Below are 17,783 nucleotides of genomic sequence, written 5' to 3'. Positions count from 1 at the left end.
TCAGAACCTGTCGATCAGAACCGGGCCGGCTCGCGGTACTCGCCCCACTCGGCACGCAGCGCGTCGCAGATCTCGCCCAGCGTGGCCTCGGCGCGCACCGCCTCCAGCATCGACTCGATCATGTTCTCGTCGGTGCGCGAGACCTCGACCATGCGCTGCACGGCAGCCGCGGCAGCCGCGGAGTCGCGCGACTCGCGCCGCCCGGCCAGCTCGCGGACCTGCTCGACCTCGACCTCGTGCGAGACCCGCAGGATCTCCAGGTCGTGGGTGACGGACTCCTCGTGGCAGTTGACGCCGACGATCCGCTTCTCGCCCTTCTCCAGGGCGGTCTGGTACTGGAAGGCCGCCTCGGCGATCTCCGACATGAACCAGCCCTCCTCGATGCCGCGCAGCAGGCCACGCGTGACCGGCCACTCGGCCTGGTCACCCGTCGCGCCCGTCGAGCGCCGCATCGTCTCGGCGAGCCGGTCGGTGTCGGCATGGGTGAGGGTGGATCCGCCCATGGCGAGAATCTTGTCGAAGATCGCGTTGGCCTCGGCCTCGATCTTGTCGGTGAGGGCCTCGACGTACCACGAGCCACCGAGCGGGTCCGCGACGTTGACTACGCCGGTCTCCTCCATGATCACCTGCTGGGTGCGCAGCGCGATCTCGGCGGCCTGCTCGCTGGGCAGCGCGAGGGTCTCGTCGAGGGCGTTGGTGTGCAGCGAGTTGGTGCCGCCGAGGACCGCCGAGAGCGCCTCGATGCCCGTGCGCACCACGTTGTTGTAGGGCTGCTGGGCGGTCAGCGACACACCGGCGGTCTGGGTGTGGAACCGCAGGCACTGGGCCTTCTCGGTCTTCGCGCCGTAGACGTCGCGCATCCACCGGGCCCAGATCCGGCGGGCCGCGCGGAACTTCGCGATCTCCTCGAAGAAGTCCACGTGGGCGTCGAAGAAGAAGGACAGCCCGGGCGCGAACACGTCCACGTCGAGGCCGCGGGAGAGCCCGAGCTCGACGTACCCGAAGCCGTCGGCGAGCGTGAAGGCCAGCTCCTGCGCGGCCGTCGAGCCGGCCTCGCGGATGTGGTAGCCGGAGACCGAGAGCGGCTTGTACGCCGGGATCTTCTCGGCGCAGTGCTCCATCAGGTCGCCGATCAGGCGCAGGTGCGGCTCCGGGCCGAAGAGCCACTCCTTCTGGGCGATGTACTCCTTGAAGATGTCGGTCTGGAGCGTGCCGTTGAGGGTGCCGGTGTCGACGCCCGCACGCTCGGCGGCCACGAGCATCATGCAGAAGACCGGGACCGCCGGACCGCTGATCGTCATCGAGGTGGTGACGTCGCCCAGGTCGATCCCGTCGAAGAGGACCTCCATGTCGGCCGCGGTGTCGACGGCCACGCCGCAGTGGCCGACCTCGCCGAGCGACTTCGGGTCGTCGGAGTCGCGCCCCATCAGCGTCGGCATGTCGAAGGCCACCGAGAGGCCACCCCCGCCGCGGCCCAGGATCATCTTGTAGCGCTCGTTGGTCTGCTGGGCGTTGCCGAAGCCCGCGAACTGCCGGATCGTCCAGGTGCGGCCCCGGTAGCCGGTCGGGTAGAGGCCCCGGGTGAACGGGAACTCGCCGGGCCACTCGGAGTCCTCGGTGCCGTACGCCGGCTGGACCTCCAGGCCGCTGAGCGTCGTGAAGTCGACGTCGCGGACCCGCGACTTCTCGTAGCGGGACTGCCAGCGGGCGCGTGCCGAACCATCGTCGGTCGAGCTTGTCGAGACCATGGACAGATAGTAGGACGTCCTACTAGTTCGGGGAAGTCGTCACCGTACCCAGCGGTACAGCTGCCCGTGCCGCACCTCCACCTGCCGCGGCGGCCGGGGCGTGGGGTGGCTGCGGAGGTGCTCGAGCACCTGGTTGCGACCGCGCAGGTGCAGCGCGCCGTCGGACCACTGCACGTGCGGGTGCAGCAGCGGCCGGACCTCGCCCCAGCTCCCGGCGTCCATCGCCGCCCAGGCCGCGGCCGTGGGCTCCGGCATCTCGGGGAGCTCGTGCAGCATGGCCGGCACGCACATCCGCCAGGCATCGGTCACGAGCTCGCGCAGCTCGTCGGCGTCGAGGCGCGCCAGGTGCGCGCAGACCCACTGGTAGCGCAGGTCTCGCGCCGCCGGCAGGAAGAACGTCTCCGGGTCGGACGCCACCAGCCCGTCCCGTTCGGCCCTCGGGAACCCGAAGCCGATGTCCTGCTCATCCGTCGAGAACGCCACGAACACGATCTGGCCGACCTTGAGCTTCCAGCGGCCACGGACCTGGCGCTCGTAGGCGCGTGGCAGTGCCAACCCCACGCGGCGTACGTCGTCGGCGGTGCTCATCAGAAGTCGCCGGCGGCGTGCCGCACCGGCGCGAGCAGCGCGGAGAGCGTGGTCAGCTCGGCCTCCGTGAGCGCACCGAGGGCGAAGTCCGCGCCGACGAGGTCCTGGGTGGCCTGCTCCACCACGGCGCGTCCGGCCTCGGTGATCTCGGCCAGCACGGCCCGGCCGTCCTCGGGGTGCGGGCGGCGCACGACGAGCCCGGCGGCCTCGAGCCGCTGCACGATCGAGGTGACCGACGTCGGGTGGACCTGCAGCCGCTCCCCCATCTTGCCCAGCGGCAGCGAGCCGCGGGAGGAGAAGACCAGCAGCACCAGCGCCTCGTAGCGGGCGAAGGTGAGCCCGTGCGGCCTGAGGATCGCGTCGAGCCGGCCGATGACGAGCTGCTGGACCCGCATCAGCGAGGTGACCGCGTGCATGGCGGGCACCCCGGGCCAGCGCTGCCCCCACTGCCGGGCGGCCTCGTCGATCGGGTCGAAGGGCAGGCGCGACATGCGCGCACCCTATCCGGACGGGAGGGTCCGGACCGCGCTAGTTCACCCGCCGGGGACCGCGCAGGCCGGAGCGCTGCACGACCCGCTGGATCGCCAGGTCGCGCTGGTCGGGCCGCCCGACGTACCGGATGTCGCGCAGGCCCTGCTCCTGGGCGGCGGACTCGAACACGAAGTGCCCGAACCCCAGGATCCGCCCGTGCAACGGCTTGACGACCGTGATGTCGAGGATCCGGTGGAGCGGCATCGTGGCGAGCGTCTGGGACAGCACCCCGTGCACCCGGAACACCCGCATGTTGGTGATCACGAACCGGTCCTTGCGCTCGCGTGCGGCCCCCCACGCCGCGTGGGCGAACAGGCCGAGCGCGAGCACGAACGGCACGGTCGACAGCTGGACGGGCACCACCGAGGTCGCCCCCAGCATGAGCACCGCGAGCGCGCTCTCGAGGAGCGAAAGGGTGTACGCCGCCCAGTGGTGGTGCACCACGTCCACGATGACCTCACCCTCCTCGCGGAGGAGGTGCCGGCCGATGTCCAGGTCCGTCGGCCGCGACAGCCTCACCGACGCACGCTCCGTCTCATCCTGCTCAGCTCAGCTCACCGAGGAACCGGATCAGGCCGCGGAACACGACCGTGAGTGCGTCCCACGAACCGGAGAACAGCTCCCTGGCGGACACGGCGAAGCCGTGCGGGTCCTGGAACATCCAGAAGCCGAGGAACAGCACCAGCAGGACGAGGACGACCTTCTTGGCGTTCATCCCGAACAAACTCCATCCACTACCCCCGACAGCACTGGTCCAGACGTGTCTAGCAGGGTCGTCGGAGCGGTGGGGACAGGCGCGCCCGGCCTCCCCGAAGACGCCCCCGCTGCGCGTGTGATGTGCGCAACACTCACGCGGCGGCCGCGCGCCCGAGCGCCCGGTAGCGCCAGCCCGCGTCCCGCCAGGTGCCCGCGTCGAGCACGTTCCGGGCGTCCACGACGGCCCTCGCCCCGACCACGCGGCCCAGCACCCGGGGGTCGATCCCCCGGAACTGGTCCCACTCGGTCAGCAGCGCCACGACCTGCGCACCCTCGGCCGCCTCGAGCGCGGTGCCCGCGAACTCCAGCTGGGGGTGCGAGCGCCGGGCGTTCTCGATCGCCTGCGGGTCGAAGACGACCACGTGGGCGCCGGCCGCGTGCAACTGGGCGGCCACGTCGAGCGCGGGTGCGTCGCGGGTGTCGTCGGAGTGCGGCTTGAACGCCGCGCCCAGCACGCACACGCGGACCCCGCGGAGGTCGCCGCCGGCCTGCTCGCGCACCAGGTCGACGGTACGGCGGCGCCGACGCTGGTTGATCGCGTCCACCTCGCGCAGGAACGAGACGCTCTGCCCGGTGCCGAGCTCCTCCGCCCGGTGGATGAACGCCCGGATGTCCTTGGGCAGGCAGCCGCCGCCGAACCCCAGACCGGGCTTGAGGAACCGGCCGCCGATGCGGTCGTCGTACGCCAGCGCCGAGGCCAGGTCCGAGACGTCCGCGCCGGTCGTCTCGCACACCTCGGCCATGGCGTTGATGAAGGAGATCTTGGTCGCCAGGAACGAGTTCGCGGCGACCTTCACCAGCTCCGCCGTCGCGAGGTCGGTGACCACGGTGGGCACCCCGGCGTCCAGGAGCGGCCGGAAGGTGTCCTCGAGCAGCCGCCGCGCCCGCTCCGAGACCACTCCGAACACCAGCCGCGACGGGTGGAGGGTGTCCTCGATCGCGTGCCCCTCGCGGAGGAACTCGGGGTTCCAGGCGAGCTCCACGTCGCTCCCGCACGGCGCGGCGGCCTGCAGGATCCCGTGCAGCCGCGCGGCGGTGCCGACCGGCACCGTGGACTTGCCGACGACCAGGCAGGGCCGGAAGAGGTACGGCGCCAGCGAGCGCAGCACCTCCTCGACCTGGCTCAGGTCTGCCCCGAGCGAGTCGGGCAGCTGCGGCGTGCCGGTGCAGACGAAGTGGACGTCGCCGAAGGCAGCCACCTCGGCGACGTCGGTCGTGAAGCGCAGGCGACCCGAGTCCAGCGCCTTGCGCAGCATCTCCGGCAGGCCGGGCTCGTGGAAGGGGACCACACCTGCGGCGAGCGCCTCGATCTTGGCGTGGTCGCGGTCGAGGGCCAGGACCTCGTAGCCGAGGACGGCCATGCAGATCGCGTGCGTGGCGCCGAGGTACCCGGTGCCGATGACGGTGAGACGGGGCTGGTCGATGGTCGGGGTGACGGACATGTTGGTCTCCTCCTCGAGGGCGTCGCCACCACCGTGGGCGGGCCGGCCGACCGGCCGTCCGCTTTGTCCTGAAGGTCTCGTGAACGGGTGCCGAACGCCTCGTCACCCCGACCCGGCACCGAGCGGGCAGGTCGGTCGCCGTTGCCGCGTCGTTCACGCGAGGGACCCCGGCGCATCGCCGGGCCCTCCTAGCGTCGTCGCGTGACCTCTCCCGAGCCCGGATCGTCAGAGACCCTCCGACTCGGCACGTACGGCGCGGTGCTGCTCCTCGTCGGCGGCCTGGTCGTCTCCCCGCTCCCCGACTCCTGCCGACTCGCCCAGCTGGCGGCGCGCGACACCGCGGCCGGACGGACGATCGGCATCGTCATGGTCGGCGCCGGGCTCGTCCTGGTGGCCGCGGCCTGGGTGCGGCTGTGGCGCGCGGCCGGGGCGGGGCTCGTGGACCTCGCGGTCGTACGCCGTGCCACGGCCGCGTGGTGCGCCCCGCTGCTGCTGGCGCCGCCATTGTTCAGCCGGGACGGCTGGAGCTACGCGGCCCAGGGCGAGCTGACCCGTCTGGGACTGTCGCCCTACGTGTGGGGGCCGGGCATCCTCCACGGCCCCATCGTGGAGGCGGTCGACCCGCGCTGGATGGCGACCCCGACGCCGTACGGCCCGCTCCCGCTCCTGTGGGGCGCGGGGGCGGCCGGGATCATCGCGGATCCCTGGCTGCTGGTCGTCGCGCACCGGCTGCTCGCCCTCGCCGGCCTGGCGCTGCTCGCGTGGGCACTCCCCCGGCTCGCGGCATGGAGCGGGCGCGACCCGGTCCTCGTCTCCGCGGTCGTGCTGCCCAGCCCGCTGGTGCTCGCGCACGGGGTCGGCGGGCTGCACAACGACCTCGTCATGGTGGGCCTGGCCGCCGCGGCGCTCGTGGTGGCCGCCGAGCGTGGCTGGTTGCCGGGCGCCGTGGTCGCCGGCCTGGCCGCCGCGGTCAAGGTGCCCGGGGGCCTGGTCTGCGTGGGCGTCGCCCTGCTGTCGCTGCCGGTCGCCGCGACCCTGCCGGCACGGCTGCGGCGCCTGGCCGAGGTGGGTGCGGTCTGCGTGGCGACCCTGGTCGGGACCGGCTACGTCAGCCGGGTCGGCACCGGTTGGGTCGCGGCCCTCGGCGTGCCCGCCCAGATCGACACCCCGCTGTCGCTCACGACCCAGCTGGGGCGCCTCGTCCCCGGGACGGAGGTGCTCGGGGCCGCCCTGGTGGTCGCGACCGTCGGGTGGATCGCGCTCTGGTGGTCGACCGGGACGCGGACCGGCGGGCTGCACGCCGCGACCTGCGCGCTGACCGTGACGGTGCTGCTGAGCCCGGTCGTGCAGCCCTGGTACTTCCTGTGGATCATCCCTCTCCTCGCCGCCTGCGCCCTCGGCCCGGGGATCCGGGCGGTGCTGACCTGGGTCGCGCTCGCCCTCGGGGTCAGCGCACCGCTCGGGTCCTCCCTGCAGGGCAGGCCGGTGGCGACGGTCGTCACCACCGCCCTCGTCCTCGGGGCCCTGGTGGTCCTGGCGCGGTCGATCAGGCAGTCCGCTCCGTCCGACCACCTCGAGGCTCCACGCGCTCCGGCCCGGTGACGCCTGCGTGCACGGCCAGCATGCTGTCGACGCTGGTGCTCCAGCAGAACTGCTCGGCGCGGGCCCGGGCGGCCGTCCGGGCCGGCGTCGCGGGTCGGGCGGCGAGGTCGACCACCGCGTCCGCGAGGAGCTCGGGGTCGGGATCGGCCCAGGCGCCGCAGTCGGCGTCGACCAGCTCGCGCGCCCCGCCGTACGCCGCGGTCACGACCGGCGTGCCGCAGGCCAGGGCCTCCAGGACCGCGAGGCCGAAGGTCTCGCCCGGGCACACCGCCAGCGCGACGTCGGCCCGAGCGAGCCGGCGGGCCAGCTCGCCGCGGCCGGCGACGTGGCCGTGGAAGACCACCGGCGCGCTCCCCGCGAGCGCCTCGAGCTCGCCGCGGTGCGGGCCGGTGCCGTAGACGTCGAGGCGCACCGGTACGCCGCGCCGGTGCAGCGCCACGGCGGTCGCGACCGCCAGGTGCGGGCTCTTCTCCCGGGACAGCCGCCCGGCATGGACCAGGCGCAGCACGTCGCCCCGACCGGCCCGGGCCGGCACCGGCCTGAACGTGGCGAGGTCGACCCCGAGCGGGATGCGGTGCAGGGCCGTGCCCGCGGCGGCCGCGACCGACCGGAACTCGTGCCGGGCGAACCTCGAGGTGACCACGACCGTGTCGAACTGCCGGACCAGGACCCGGTTGAGCACCTGGACCGGCGCCCGCACGCCCGGTCCGGTGCCCAGTCCGGTTCGAAGGGAGAGCATCGCGTCGAGGCGCTCGTGGGAGAGCAGCACGGACCCGACCCGGCGCCGGCGTGCCCAGCGGGTGACCGGCATCAGCGTCGACTTGTCGGAGACCTCGATCGAGGTGGGCGCGAAGTCCTCGAGCAGGTCGACGACCCGCCACGGCTCGAGGATCATCCGGTAGCCCCCGCCCACCATCGGGGCTCGCAGCTGCACGACGTCGCCGTGCTCCGTCGAGGTGCGGGCGTCCCGGGCGCCGGGGACGACGAGCAGCCGCGGCACCCCGGCGTCGGCGTAGCCGGCACCGAGCCGCTCGACAGCGGTCTTCATGCCTCCCGACGCGGGTCCGATGAAGTTGGCCAGCTGGGCGATGCGCACGCGGGTCAGGCCGCCGCGGGGGCCGACCCCGAGCCGAGCACCTGGCGGTAGTGCTCCTCGACCAGCTGGCCGACCACGTTGCCCCAGCTGCGCTCCGCCACGTCGGCGAGCGCTGCGGAGGCCAGCCGCGCCCGCAGGTCCGGGTCGCCGACCAGGTGGCGCACGGCGCCCCGCAGCGCCGCCGGGTCCCGCGGGTCGTAGAGCATCCCGGTCCGCCCGTGCGCCACCAGGTCCAAGGGGCCTCCCGCGGCCGGGGCGACGACCGGCACCCCGCTGGCCTGCGCCTCCTGCACCGTCTGGCAGAACGTCTCGGCCACCCCGGTGTGGACGAACACGTCGAGGCTCGCGAACGCCGTCGCGAGCGCCTCGCCGCCCAGCATCCCCGTGAACCGGGCTCCCGGGACGTGGCGCTCCAGCCAGCCGCGCTCGGGACCGTCCCCGACCGCCACCAGCCGGACCCCGGGCAGGCCGGCGAGGTCGCGGAGCCGGCGTACCTGCTTCTCCGCGGCCAGCCGCCCGACGTAGCCGACGACCACCTCCGAGCCCGCCACCCCGTGCCCGGACCAGCTCGCGCGCAGCTCCTCGCTGCGACGGCCCGGGTCGAAGAGGTCCAGCGAGACCCCGCGCCGCCACAGGTGCACGTCGGGGACCCCCATGGCCTCGAGCTGGGCGAACGACGAACGGGACGGCACCAGCGTGCGGGTGGCCCGCCGGTGGATCCGGCCCACCCATCGCGCGGTGGGGATGTCGGCACGCAGCCCGTAGTGACGCGCGAAGCCGGCGACGTCGGTCTGGTAGACGGCGACGGTCGGGACGTCGAGCTTGCGAGCCACCCGGAGCCCGACGGCGCCGAGCACGATCGGGGAGGCGAGGTGCACGACATCGGGTCGGAACCCGGCGACGGCGCGCTCCACCGCGGGGTCCGGGAGCCCGATCGGGAAGGACCGGTAGCCGGGCAGGCCCACCGACCGGACCCGCACCACCGGGACTCCCTGGTGCTCCGCCGGGCCGGGGCCCGGTGCGACCACGAGGACCTCGTGCCCCATCCGGCCGAGGTGCTCGACGACCTGGCGGACGGTGTTGGTGACGCCGTTGACCTGCGGCAGGAACGACTCCGTGACGATGGCTACGCGCATGGTCCCAGGGTGGTGAACCCCGCTGAACGGTCGGTGTCACCCGCGTGAGGGTTGTCCGACGAGGACATCATCGGGGCATGAACCCCACCCCCGTCTCGTACGACGTCCCCGGCGGCAGCCTGCACGGCCTGCGGTTCGGCACGGGCCCACGGACCGTGCTGGCGGTCCACGGCATCACGGCCTCCGCGATGGCCTGGCCCGCCGTGGCGACCGCGCTCCCCGACGACTGGAGCCTGGTCGCCCTCGACCTGCGCGGGCGCGGGGCCTCCCGTGACCTGCCCGGGCCCTTCGGCCTCGGCGTCCACGCGGGCGACGTGGCCGCGGTCGCCTCCGCGCTCGGCGGGCGCCCGGTCCTGCTGGGGCACTCGATGGGCGCCTACGTGTCCGTCCTGGCCGCGGCGGAACGGCCCGAGCTCTTCGAGCGGGTGGTCCTGGTCGACGGCGGCGTCCCGCTGCCGCTCCCGGAGGGCGCCGACCCCGACGACGTGCTCGCCGCCACGCTCGGCCCCGCCCTCGAGCGGCTGCGCACGACCTACCCCTCGGTCGACGCCTACGTCGACTTCTTCCGCGCCCACCCCGCGCTGGGCCCGTCCTGGAACGACACCATCGAGGACTACGTGCGCTACGACGCCCTCGAGACGGCCTCGGGCGTGCGCTCCCGCGCCGTCGACGAGGCCGTCCGGGCGGACGGCCGCGACCTGCTGCTGTCCGCGCCGGCGCTCGACCGCAGCCTGCGGGGCGCGAAGCTGCCCACCACGCTGCTGGTGGCTCCGGCGGGCCTGTTCGGCCGGCCCCCGGGCATGCTGCCGGCCGAGGCGGTGGCGGCGTACGACGCAGCGGTCCCCGAGCTGACCGTGGCCACGGTGGCCGACACCAACCACTACACGATCCTGTTCGGGGCGACGGCCGCCCGGCGGGTCGCCGCCGCCGTCACCGGCGAGGGGTGAGCACCCGGTCGCCGGACCGGGCTCAGTCGGTGAAGGCGTCCAGCAGCTCGTCGGCGGCGGCGTACGGGTCGGACTTGCCGGCGGCGACCGACGCCGCGAGGTCGTCCAGCTCGGAGCGGCCGTGGACGTCGCCCCAGCGCTCGCGCAGGGCGGTCACCGCGATCGCCTCGATCTCGTCGCGGGCCCGGCGGGTACGCCGCTTCTCGAGCTCCCCGGAGGACCGGAGCCAGGCGTAGTGCTGGTCGATCTGCTCGACCACCTCGTCGAGGCCCTCGCTGCGCTGGGCGACGGTCTTGACGATCGGCGGCTTCCAGGCCCCCTCGGAGCGGTCGGCCAGCGCCAGCATCGACCGCAGGTCGCGGCGGACCTGGTCGGCACCGTCACGGTCGGCCTTGTTGACCACGTACAGGTCGCCGATCTCGAGGATCCCGGCCTTCGCGGCCTGGATGCCGTCGCCCATGCCGGGCGCGAGCAGGACCATCGTCGTGTCCGCGAGGCCGGCGATCTCGACCTCGCTCTGACCGACCCCCACGGTCTCGATCAGGATGACGTCGCAGCCCGCGGCGTCGAGGACGCGCAGCGCCTGGGGCGTGGTCCAGGCGAGCCCACCGAGGTGACCGCGCGAGGCCATCGACCGGATGTAGACGTCCCGGTCGAGGGCGTGGTCCTGCATCCGCACCCGGTCACCGAGCAGGGCACCGCCCGAGAACGGCGAGGACGGGTCCACCGCCAGCACGCCGACCCGCTTGCCGTGCTTGCGCAGCTCGGAGACGAGCGCACTGGTCGAGGTGGACTTGCCGACACCCGGCGACCCGGTGATCCCCACGATCTGGGCGTGCCCGGTGTACGGCGCCAGGGCCGCCATCACCTCACGCAGCAGCGGCGACGCGTCCTCGACCAGCGAGATCAGCCGGGCGACGGCGCGCGGGTCGCCCTCACGGGCGCGGGAGACCAGGTCGGGGACCGACGCCGTCGAGCGGCGCCGACCCCCGACCTTTCCGGTGGTCGAGCTTGTCGAGACCAAGTCAGGCCGGGACCCGGATGATCAGCGCGTCACCCTGTCCGCCGCCGCCGCACAGCGCGGCGGCACCGGTGCCGCCGCCGCGGCGCTTGAGCTCCAGGGCGAGGTGCAGCACGATGCGGGCGCCGGACATCCCGACCGGGTGGCCTACGGCGATCGCGCCGCCGTTGACGTTCACCTTGTCCTCGGAGACGCCGAGCTGGCGGGCCGACTCGATGCCGACCGCGGCGAAGGCCTCGTTGAGCTCGAAGAGGTCGATGTCGGAGACAACGATGCCCTCCTTGGCCGCGGCGGCCTCGATGGCGCGCGCCGGCTGGAGCTGCAGGGTGGAGTCCGGGCCGGCGACCTGGCCGGAGGCGCCGATCTCGGCGAGCCAGGTGAGCCCGAGCTCCTCGGCCTTGGCCTTGCTCATCACGACGACGGCGCAGGCGCCGTCGGAGATCTGCGAGGCCGAGCCCGCGGTGATCGTGCCCTCCTTGCTGAAGGCCGGGCGCAGCTTGCCGAGCGACTCCGCGGTCGTGTCGCCGCGGACGCCCTCGTCCTGGGAGACGACGACCGGGTCACCCTTGCGCTGCGGGATCTCGACGGGCACGACCTCCTCGTCGAAGACGCCGTTCTTCCACGCCTCGGCCGCCCGCTGGTGGGAGCGGGCGGAGAACTCGTCCTGCTCCTCACGGGTCAGGTTGGCGCCGGCCGCGTTGCAGGACTCGGTCAGGCCACCCATCGGCTGGGTCGTGAACTGGTCGTAGAGCGCGTCGTAGGCCATGGAGTCGACGAGCGCGGTGTCGCCGTACTTGAACCCCTCGCGCGACTTCGGCAGCAGGTGCGGCGCCTGGGTCATCGACTCCATGCCCCCGGCGACGACGATCTCGTGCTCGCCGGCGCGGATCAGCTGGTCGGCCATGGCGATCGCGTTGATGCCGGAGAGGCAGACCTTGTTGATCGTGATCGCGGGGACGGTCATCGGGATGCCGCCCTTGACCGCGGCCTGCCGCGCGGTGATCTGGCCTGCGCCGGCCTGGATGACCTGGCCCATGATGACGTACTCGACCTGGTCTGCGGCGACGCCGGCCTTCTCGAGCGCGCCCTTGATGGCGACACCGCCGAGGTCGGCGGCCGACTGGTCCTTCAGCCCGCCGAGCAGGCGGCCGATCGGGGTGCGGGCCCCGGCGACGATCACGGATCCAGACATTGGTGCCTCCATCGATGCGTAGCGGATGGCCCGGTCGGTGGGCCCGGCCCAGACGGACGGCCGAGCAGCCGGCGGGCTGATGACTGCGACGATACCCACACCCCCGAGGCCGGAGGCAGTAGGTGGCCGGTGAGGAAAACCTCACACCCCCTCGCGGCCACACCCCCGTCGTACGACGATGTCCGCCATGAGCTCTGCACCCCTGGGGGACCTCCCCGAGCACCTGTTCACCGCCATCGACCACGTCGGCATCGCGGTGCCCGACCTCGACGCCGCCATCGCGTTCTACCGCGACACCTACGGCATGAGGCTGGCGCACGAGGAGACCAACGAGGAGCAGGGGGTCCGCGAGGCGATGATGGCCGTGGGTGACTCGGGCTCCTGCATCCAGCTGCTGGCGCCGCTGTCGGAGGAGTCGACGATCGCGAAGTTCCTCGACCGGTCCGGACCCGGGATCCAGCAGATGGCCTACCGCGTCACCGACGTCGACGCGGTCAGCGCGATCCTGCGCGAGCGCGGCCTGCGCCTGCTGTACGACGAGCCGCGCCGCGGCACGTCCAGCTCCCGCATCAACTTCATCCACCCCAAGGACGCCGGCGGTGTGCTCGTCGAGCTGGTGGAGCCCGCCGCGTCACACTGATCCCCGCGGGTCCCCGATTTTGCGGAAGTTCGCCCCGGATCCCCGATCCGCCTCCACTCGCCCCGCACCTTGGCTGGGTAAGGACCCAGGTGGTCTCACGGGGGAGGACAAGGGCTGATGCCTACGGACTCGGGGCCGGATCGTTTCGACCCCACCGACGCGCTCATGGGCGTCACCATGGACGTCTCGCGCGCGCACCTGCTGCTCAGCGGGACGCTCGAGTGGGTGCCGCACCCGGTCCGGACCCACACCGACGAGGCCCTCGACATCCTCGAACGGGCGATCACCGCCCTGCGTGACATCGCCGTCGTCCTCGCCGAGGCCGACGCGATGGCGCGGGCCACCGAGCCGCGGCCGGGTGACCACCACGGCCACCAGGCGGGCTGAGGCCCGGCTCACCGGCGGGGGGCTCACTCCTCGGCGGCGTTCACTCCTCGGCGGCGACTTCGCTCTCGGTCGGCCGCAGCGACGCGAGCGCGGTCCAGTGGTGGATGCTCGCGAGGTCGCCCATCACGTCGTGGATGTTCTCGTAGGCCGCCCGCATCTCGGGGTCCTGCGACTCGCGCAACGGCGCCAGCAGGAGCATGGCCCGGCACACGCGACGCGACGCGTCGTGCAGGCTGGTGTCGACGCGACGCGAGGCCAGGTCGGCCAGCGGCGCACCGGCCCGGTGGCTCGTCGTCGACGTGATCCGCATGGCGCTCGACGACGCCGTCGTCGAGCGGGGGCGCCACAGCCCCGCGAGCGCGACCGCGTAGTCACGCGCCGTGTTGATGAGGCGCTCCCTCGGGTGGAGTACTTCGATGTTCGCCATGCTGGATCCCCCCTGGACAGTGAATGGCGGTACTCCCGTGACGCTAGACATCCAGATTCCGCCCAGACAGGGACCAAAGGCCCCTACGGCATGGCCCGTGTGGGCAGGACGGTCGAGTGGGTCGGCCGTGCACGTCAGCGAGGCGAGCCAGATAGGTCACAGGAGGCTGACACCCTTGGCTACTCCTGAGTAGATTTCGTCGCCACGACCGGCAGCCCGGCCCCGCCCGCGGACGCCGAGCAACGCGCCGACCCATCGATCAGGAGCACTCGTGAAGCAGATCCTCGACGCCATCCTCGCCGGCGACACCTCGTCGGAGGACTTCGCCGCCCTCCCGCTGCCCGAGTCCTACCGCGCCGTGACGGTGCACAAGGACGAGGTCGACATGTTCGAGGGCGTGCCCACCCGGGAGAAGGACCCGCGCAAGTCGCTGCACGTCGAAGACGTCGCACTGCCCGAGCTGGGCCCGGGCGAGGCGTTGGTCGCGGTGATGGCGAGCGCCATCAACTACAACACCGTGTGGACCTCGATCTTCGAGCCGGTCTCGACCTTCGGCTTCCTGGAGCGCTACGGCCGCCTCTCGCCGCTGGCCAAGCGGCACGACCTGCCCTACCACGTCGTCGGCTCCGACCTGGCCGGCGTCGTGCTGCGCACCGGCCCCGGCGTGCACTCCTGGAAGCCCGGCGCCGAGGTCGTGGCCCACTGCCTGTCGGTGGAGCTCGAGCACCCGGACGGCCACAACGACACCATGCTCGACCCCGAGCAGCGGATCTGGGGCTTCGAGACCAACTTCGGCGGCCTCGCCCACGTCGCGCTGGTCAAGGCCAACCAGCTCATGCCCAAGCCCGGGCACCTGACCTGGGAGGAGGCCGCCTCCCCCGGCCTGGTCAACTGCACGGCCTACCGCCAGCTGGTCAGCAAGAACGGCGGCGACATGAAGCAGGGCGACAACGTCCTGATCTGGGGCGCCTCGGGCGGCCTGGGCGGCTTCGCGACGCAGTACGCCCTCAACGGTGGCGCCACGCCGATCTGCGTGGTCTCCAGCGACGACAAGGCCGACATCTGCCGCTCCATGGGCGCCGAGCTGATCATCAACCGGAACGAGGAGGGCTACCAGTTCTGGAACGAGGAGGGCACGCAGCAGAACCCGCGTGAGTGGAAGCGCTTCGGCTCGAAGATCCGCGAGCTCACCGGCGGTGAGGACATCGACATCGTCTTCGAGCACCCGGGCCGCGAGACCTTCGGCGCCAGCGTCTACGTCACCCGCAAGGGGGGCACCATCACCACCTGCGCCTCCACCTCGGGCTACATGCACGAGTACGACAACCGCTACCTGTGGATGAACCTCAAGAGGATCATCTCCTCGCACTTCGCGAACTACCGCGAGTCCTGGGAGGCCAACCGCCTGATCGCCAAGGGCAAGGTCCACCCGACCCTGTCGAGGACCTACGGGCTCGACGAGGTCGGCCAGGCGGCGCTCGACGTCCACAAGAACGCTCACCAGGGCAAGGTCGGGGTGCTCTGCCTGGCCCCGGAGGAGGGACTCGGCGTCCGGAATCCGGAGATGCGCGCCGGCCTCGAGACGCAGATCAACCGGTTCCGCGGGGTCTGAGACCCGCGTCACACGACCGACACCCCGGTTCGCGGATTCGATCCGCGAGCCGGGGTGGGTTGTTTCCGGATCATCGGGGAGACTGGGCGCCTACGGCTCGACGCCACCAGGTCGACGCCACAGGAACCACGACTCCGGGAGAGGTACCCACACATGAGCGACGAGGGTCTGTCCATCTTCGACAACGAGCCGGAGGCCACCGACGCGTCCGTCGACGAGGAGGCGACCCAGGTGATGCCCGCGGTCGGGAAGTCCGAGCCCAAGACGGGCTCCGCCCCCGCGTCCAAGCCTGCGAGCGACAAGCCCGCGAACGCCGGACCCGTGAGCGACAAGCCCGTGAGCGACAAGCCGGCTGCCGGCACGCCGGCGAGCCCGGCGGCACCCAGCGCACCCGCGGCCGGCAGGCCGACCCCCGGGCCGCTGCAGCCTCCCGCCGCTGCCCCGGCCGCCCGCGCGTCGGCCGCGGCCGGCTCGTCGTCAGGGACGATCACCACGTCGGTGACCGGCTTCCCGGTGGTGCGGCGCGGCGGCTACGACCGCGAGGCCGTGGACGCCCGGGTCCGCCAGCTCGGCAGCGAGCGGACCGAGCTGAGCAACAGCCTCGGCACGGCCCAGCGGCGCCTGTCCGAGATGGAGGCCGAGCTCGCGGCGGCCCGTGAGGAGCTCGCCGAGAACCGGAACCCGTCGTACGCCGGGCTGGGCGGTCGCGCCAGCGCCATGCTCCGCCTCGCCGAGGAGGAGGCCGCCGAGGTGCGCGCCCGGGCCGAGCTCGACGCCGAGGAGATCCGCCACCAGGCCGGCCGCGACGCGAAGGCGATCCGCGCCGACGCCGCGCGCGAGGCCGAGGACATGCGGATGGTCCAGCTCAAGGAGCTCGACGAGAACCGCAGCCGACTGATGGCCGACGCCGAGCAGGAGCGGGACATGGCCCGCAGCGAGGCCGAGGACATGCTGGCCTCGGCCAAGCGCGAGGCCGACCAGCACCGGCTGGCCGCGCAGCAGGAGACCAACGAGCTGCGGATCTCGGCCAAGCGCGAGGCCGAGCAGGCTCGCGCCGCCGCCGACCGGGAGGTGCAGGAGGCGCGGCGCACGCTCGCGGTGGAGAAGGAGCGCCTCGCCCGCGAGGCGACCGACCACCACTCCAACGCGACCGCCGAGACCCGACGGCTCGTCGAGGAGGCCGAGGAGCGGGCGGCCGCCGCCGAGCAGCGCGCCCGCGAGGCCGCCAAGCAGGCCAACGAGCTGCGAGGTCAGACGCAGAAGGAGGCGGAGTCCCTGCTGGTCCGCGCCCGTCGCGAGGCCGAGCAGATCGTCGCCTCGGCGCGCACGCAGGCCGACTCGATCACCTCGACCAGCACCGCCGAGGCTGAGCGCGAGCTGAGCGCGGTCCGGGCGGAGCTCGACCGGATGACCAAGCGCCGGGACGCGATCACCGCCCAGCTCGCCTCGCTGCGTGACGTCGTCGCCGGCTTCGGCGAGGACGACGGCAAGTGAGCCAGGACTCGGCGGCGGCCTCCGACGAGGCGGCCGCCGCCGAGCCGGAGCAGGCTCCGCAGGACCAGTCCTCCGGCGACCGCTCGCCCGACAGCCAGACCGGTCCCGACCTCGGCGAGCCCGGGAAGCCGTTCTCCAAGCGGTCGCCCTTCGTGATCGGGTTCTTCGGCGGGCTCGGGCTGTTCCTGGCCTGGTGGCTGGGCGGGGTGGTCACCTCGATCGGGTCGGTCCTGATCCAGATCGTGGTCGCGCTGTTCCTGGCCGCGGGCCTCAACCCCGTGGTCGAGTGGCTCGAGCGCCGCGGGATGCGCCGGGCGTTCGCGGTCGTGGCGGTGATCGCCGGCGTGATCGCCGCGCTGGCGCTGTTCCTCGTGGCGATCGTGCCGGTCATCACCGACCAGGTGCGGGCCATCGGCGAGAGCGCCCCGGACTGGCTCGACACCTTCCAGCACACGCGCTGGATCCAGGACCTCGACCGGCAGTACGACGTGATCGACAAGGCCAAGGAGTTCGTCTCCGACGGCAAGTTCGTGAGCAGCCTGTTCGGCGGGGTGCTGGGCATCGGCCTGGCCGTGCTCTCGGTGCTGCTCAACTCGTTCGTGGTCGTGGTGCTGACGCTGTACTTCCTCTCCTCGCTGGAGAAGACGAAGCAGGCGCTCTACGGGCTCGCGCCGGCATCGCGCCGCGACCGGGTCAGCAAGCTCGGCGACGAGGTCCTGCGGGGCGTGGGTGGTTACGTGTCGGGCGCGTTCATCGTCGCCCTGTGCGCCGGCATCTCCTCGCTGATCTTCCTGTTCGTGGTGGGCCTGGGCGACTACGCGATGGCGCTCGCCTTCGTCGTCGCGCTGCTCGACGTGATCCCGATGATCGGGGCCACGATCGGGGCGGTGATCGTGACCGCGATCGCGTTCGCGACCGACCCCAAGATCGGCCTGATCTGCATCATCTTCTACGTGGTCTACCAGCAGCTGGAGAACTACGTGATCTACCCGCGGGTGATGTCGAGGTCCGTCGACATCCCGGGCGCCGTCACGGTGATCGCGGCCCTGGTCGGGGCCGCGCTGCTGGGCGTGATCGGTGCGCTGCTGGCGATCCCGACCGCCGCGGCGATCCTGATGCTGACCCGGGAGGTCCTGGTGCCGAGGCAGGACGCGAAGTAGTCAG

At 72.8% G+C, this 17,783-nt stretch carries 18 protein-coding genes; 7 read left to right on the top strand and 11 right to left on the bottom strand.

Going from position 1 to position 17,783, the window contains the following annotated elements:
• Positions 1-14: 14 nt before the first annotated feature.
• The 6 genes from icmA to ABD268_RS20660 form a co-directional block, all read right to left on the bottom strand.
• The gene (gene icmA / locus ABD268_RS20685) at positions 15-1,748 is read right to left on the bottom strand and encodes a coenzyme B12-dependent isobutyryl-CoA mutase large subunit (protein ID WP_344157066.1); all 1,734 of its coding nucleotides are present in this window, start codon (positions 1,746-1,748) and stop codon (positions 15-17) included.
• A 39-nt stretch (positions 1,749-1,787) separates the two neighbouring features.
• A complete protein-coding gene (locus ABD268_RS20680) occupies positions 1,788-2,336 on the bottom strand; it encodes an MmcQ/YjbR family DNA-binding protein (RefSeq protein ID WP_344157063.1) in 549 nt (182 codons plus the stop codon).
• The gene (locus tag ABD268_RS20675) at positions 2,336-2,827 is read right to left on the bottom strand and encodes a MarR family winged helix-turn-helix transcriptional regulator (protein WP_344157060.1); all 492 of its coding nucleotides are present in this window, start codon (positions 2,825-2,827) and stop codon (positions 2,336-2,338) included. Before ABD268_RS20675 ends, ABD268_RS20680 begins: the two co-directional genes overlap by 1 nt.
• Before the next feature lie 37 nt (positions 2,828-2,864).
• Positions 2,865-3,386: a PH domain-containing protein gene (locus ABD268_RS20670; protein ID WP_344157057.1), complete on the bottom strand. Its 522-nt coding sequence runs from the start codon at positions 3,384-3,386 to the stop codon at positions 2,865-2,867.
• Positions 3,387-3,411: 25 nt separating this feature from the next.
• Complete coding sequence (locus tag ABD268_RS20665) at positions 3,412-3,582, bottom strand: hypothetical protein (protein ID WP_344157054.1); 171 nt, start codon at positions 3,580-3,582, stop codon at positions 3,412-3,414.
• 133 nt (positions 3,583-3,715) lie between these two features.
• The gene (locus tag ABD268_RS20660; RefSeq protein WP_344157051.1) at positions 3,716-5,065 is read right to left on the bottom strand and encodes a UDP-glucose dehydrogenase family protein; all 1,350 of its coding nucleotides are present in this window, start codon (positions 5,063-5,065) and stop codon (positions 3,716-3,718) included.
• Between the two features lie 201 nt (positions 5,066-5,266).
• Here ABD268_RS20660 and mptB point away from each other — a divergent pair, with 201 nt between their 5' ends.
• On the top strand, positions 5,267-6,667 hold the full coding sequence (gene mptB / locus ABD268_RS20655; RefSeq protein ID WP_344157048.1) for a polyprenol phosphomannose-dependent alpha 1,6 mannosyltransferase MptB: 1,401 nt from the start codon (positions 5,267-5,269) through the stop codon (positions 6,665-6,667).
• Here mptB and ABD268_RS20650 read toward each other — a convergent pair.
• Both ABD268_RS20650 and ABD268_RS20645 read right to left on the bottom strand, forming a co-directional pair.
• Positions 6,612-7,763 (bottom strand): glycosyltransferase, encoded by a 1,152-nt coding sequence (locus ABD268_RS20650; protein ID WP_344157045.1) that lies wholly within the window; start codon positions 7,761-7,763, stop codon positions 6,612-6,614. The two genes, mptB and ABD268_RS20650, sit on opposite strands and share 56 nt — an antisense overlap.
• Positions 7,764-7,768: 5 nt before the next feature.
• Positions 7,769-8,899, bottom strand: coding sequence for a glycosyltransferase family 4 protein (locus ABD268_RS20645; protein WP_344157042.1), 1,131 nt, complete (start codon positions 8,897-8,899; stop codon positions 7,769-7,771).
• A gap of 77 nt (positions 8,900-8,976) precedes the next feature.
• On the opposite strand from ABD268_RS20645, the gene ABD268_RS20640 reads away from it, so the two are divergent.
• Positions 8,977-9,846 (top strand): alpha/beta hydrolase, encoded by an 870-nt coding sequence (locus ABD268_RS20640; RefSeq protein WP_344157037.1) that lies wholly within the window; start codon positions 8,977-8,979, stop codon positions 9,844-9,846.
• Positions 9,847-9,868: 22 nt separating this feature from the next.
• Here ABD268_RS20640 and meaB read toward each other — a convergent pair whose 3' ends face one another.
• Both meaB and ABD268_RS20630 read right to left on the bottom strand, forming a co-directional pair.
• The gene (meaB, locus tag ABD268_RS20635; RefSeq protein ID WP_344157034.1) at positions 9,869-10,870 is read right to left on the bottom strand and encodes a methylmalonyl Co-A mutase-associated GTPase MeaB; all 1,002 of its coding nucleotides are present in this window, start codon (positions 10,868-10,870) and stop codon (positions 9,869-9,871) included.
• 1 nt (position 10,871) lies between these two features.
• A complete protein-coding gene (locus tag ABD268_RS20630; RefSeq protein WP_344157031.1) occupies positions 10,872-12,059 on the bottom strand; it encodes an acetyl-CoA C-acetyltransferase in 1,188 nt (395 codons plus the stop codon).
• 187 nt (positions 12,060-12,246) lie between these two features.
• Between ABD268_RS20630 and mce the strand changes: the two genes are divergently transcribed.
• Both mce and ABD268_RS20620 read left to right on the top strand, forming a co-directional pair.
• Complete coding sequence (gene mce, locus ABD268_RS20625) at positions 12,247-12,699, top strand: methylmalonyl-CoA epimerase (RefSeq protein WP_425573768.1); 453 nt, start codon at positions 12,247-12,249, stop codon at positions 12,697-12,699.
• Positions 12,700-12,816: 117 nt separating this feature from the next.
• Positions 12,817-13,086, top strand: coding sequence for a hypothetical protein (locus ABD268_RS20620; RefSeq protein WP_344157025.1), 270 nt, complete (start codon positions 12,817-12,819; stop codon positions 13,084-13,086).
• A gap of 40 nt (positions 13,087-13,126) precedes the next feature.
• Here the strand turns inward: ABD268_RS20620 and ABD268_RS20615 are convergent, their stop codons facing one another.
• Positions 13,127-13,513 (bottom strand): hypothetical protein, encoded by a 387-nt coding sequence (locus ABD268_RS20615; RefSeq protein WP_344157022.1) that lies wholly within the window; start codon positions 13,511-13,513, stop codon positions 13,127-13,129.
• A 271-nt stretch (positions 13,514-13,784) separates the two neighbouring features.
• Between ABD268_RS20615 and ccrA the strand changes: the two genes are divergently transcribed.
• The 3 genes from ccrA (at position 13,785) to ABD268_RS20600 (ending at position 17,779) form a co-directional block, all read left to right on the top strand.
• Entirely contained in the window at positions 13,785-15,125 is a 1,341-nt protein-coding gene (gene ccrA / locus ABD268_RS20610; RefSeq protein WP_344157019.1) for a crotonyl-CoA carboxylase/reductase, read from the top strand.
• 153 nt (positions 15,126-15,278) lie between these two features.
• Positions 15,279-16,619, top strand: coding sequence for a hypothetical protein (locus ABD268_RS20605; RefSeq protein WP_344157016.1), 1,341 nt, complete (start codon positions 15,279-15,281; stop codon positions 16,617-16,619).
• Complete coding sequence (locus ABD268_RS20600; protein WP_344157013.1) at positions 16,616-17,779, top strand: AI-2E family transporter; 1,164 nt, start codon at positions 16,616-16,618, stop codon at positions 17,777-17,779. The genes ABD268_RS20605 and ABD268_RS20600 overlap by 4 nt, the downstream gene beginning before the upstream one ends.
• The last annotated feature ends 4 nt before the right edge of the window (positions 17,780-17,783 follow it).

Source organism: Nocardioides koreensis (assembly GCF_039531775.1).
Taxonomy (GTDB): Bacteria; Actinomycetota; Actinomycetes; order Propionibacteriales; family Nocardioidaceae; genus Nocardioides; species Nocardioides koreensis.
This window is presented reverse-complemented; position numbering and strand designations above follow the sequence as displayed.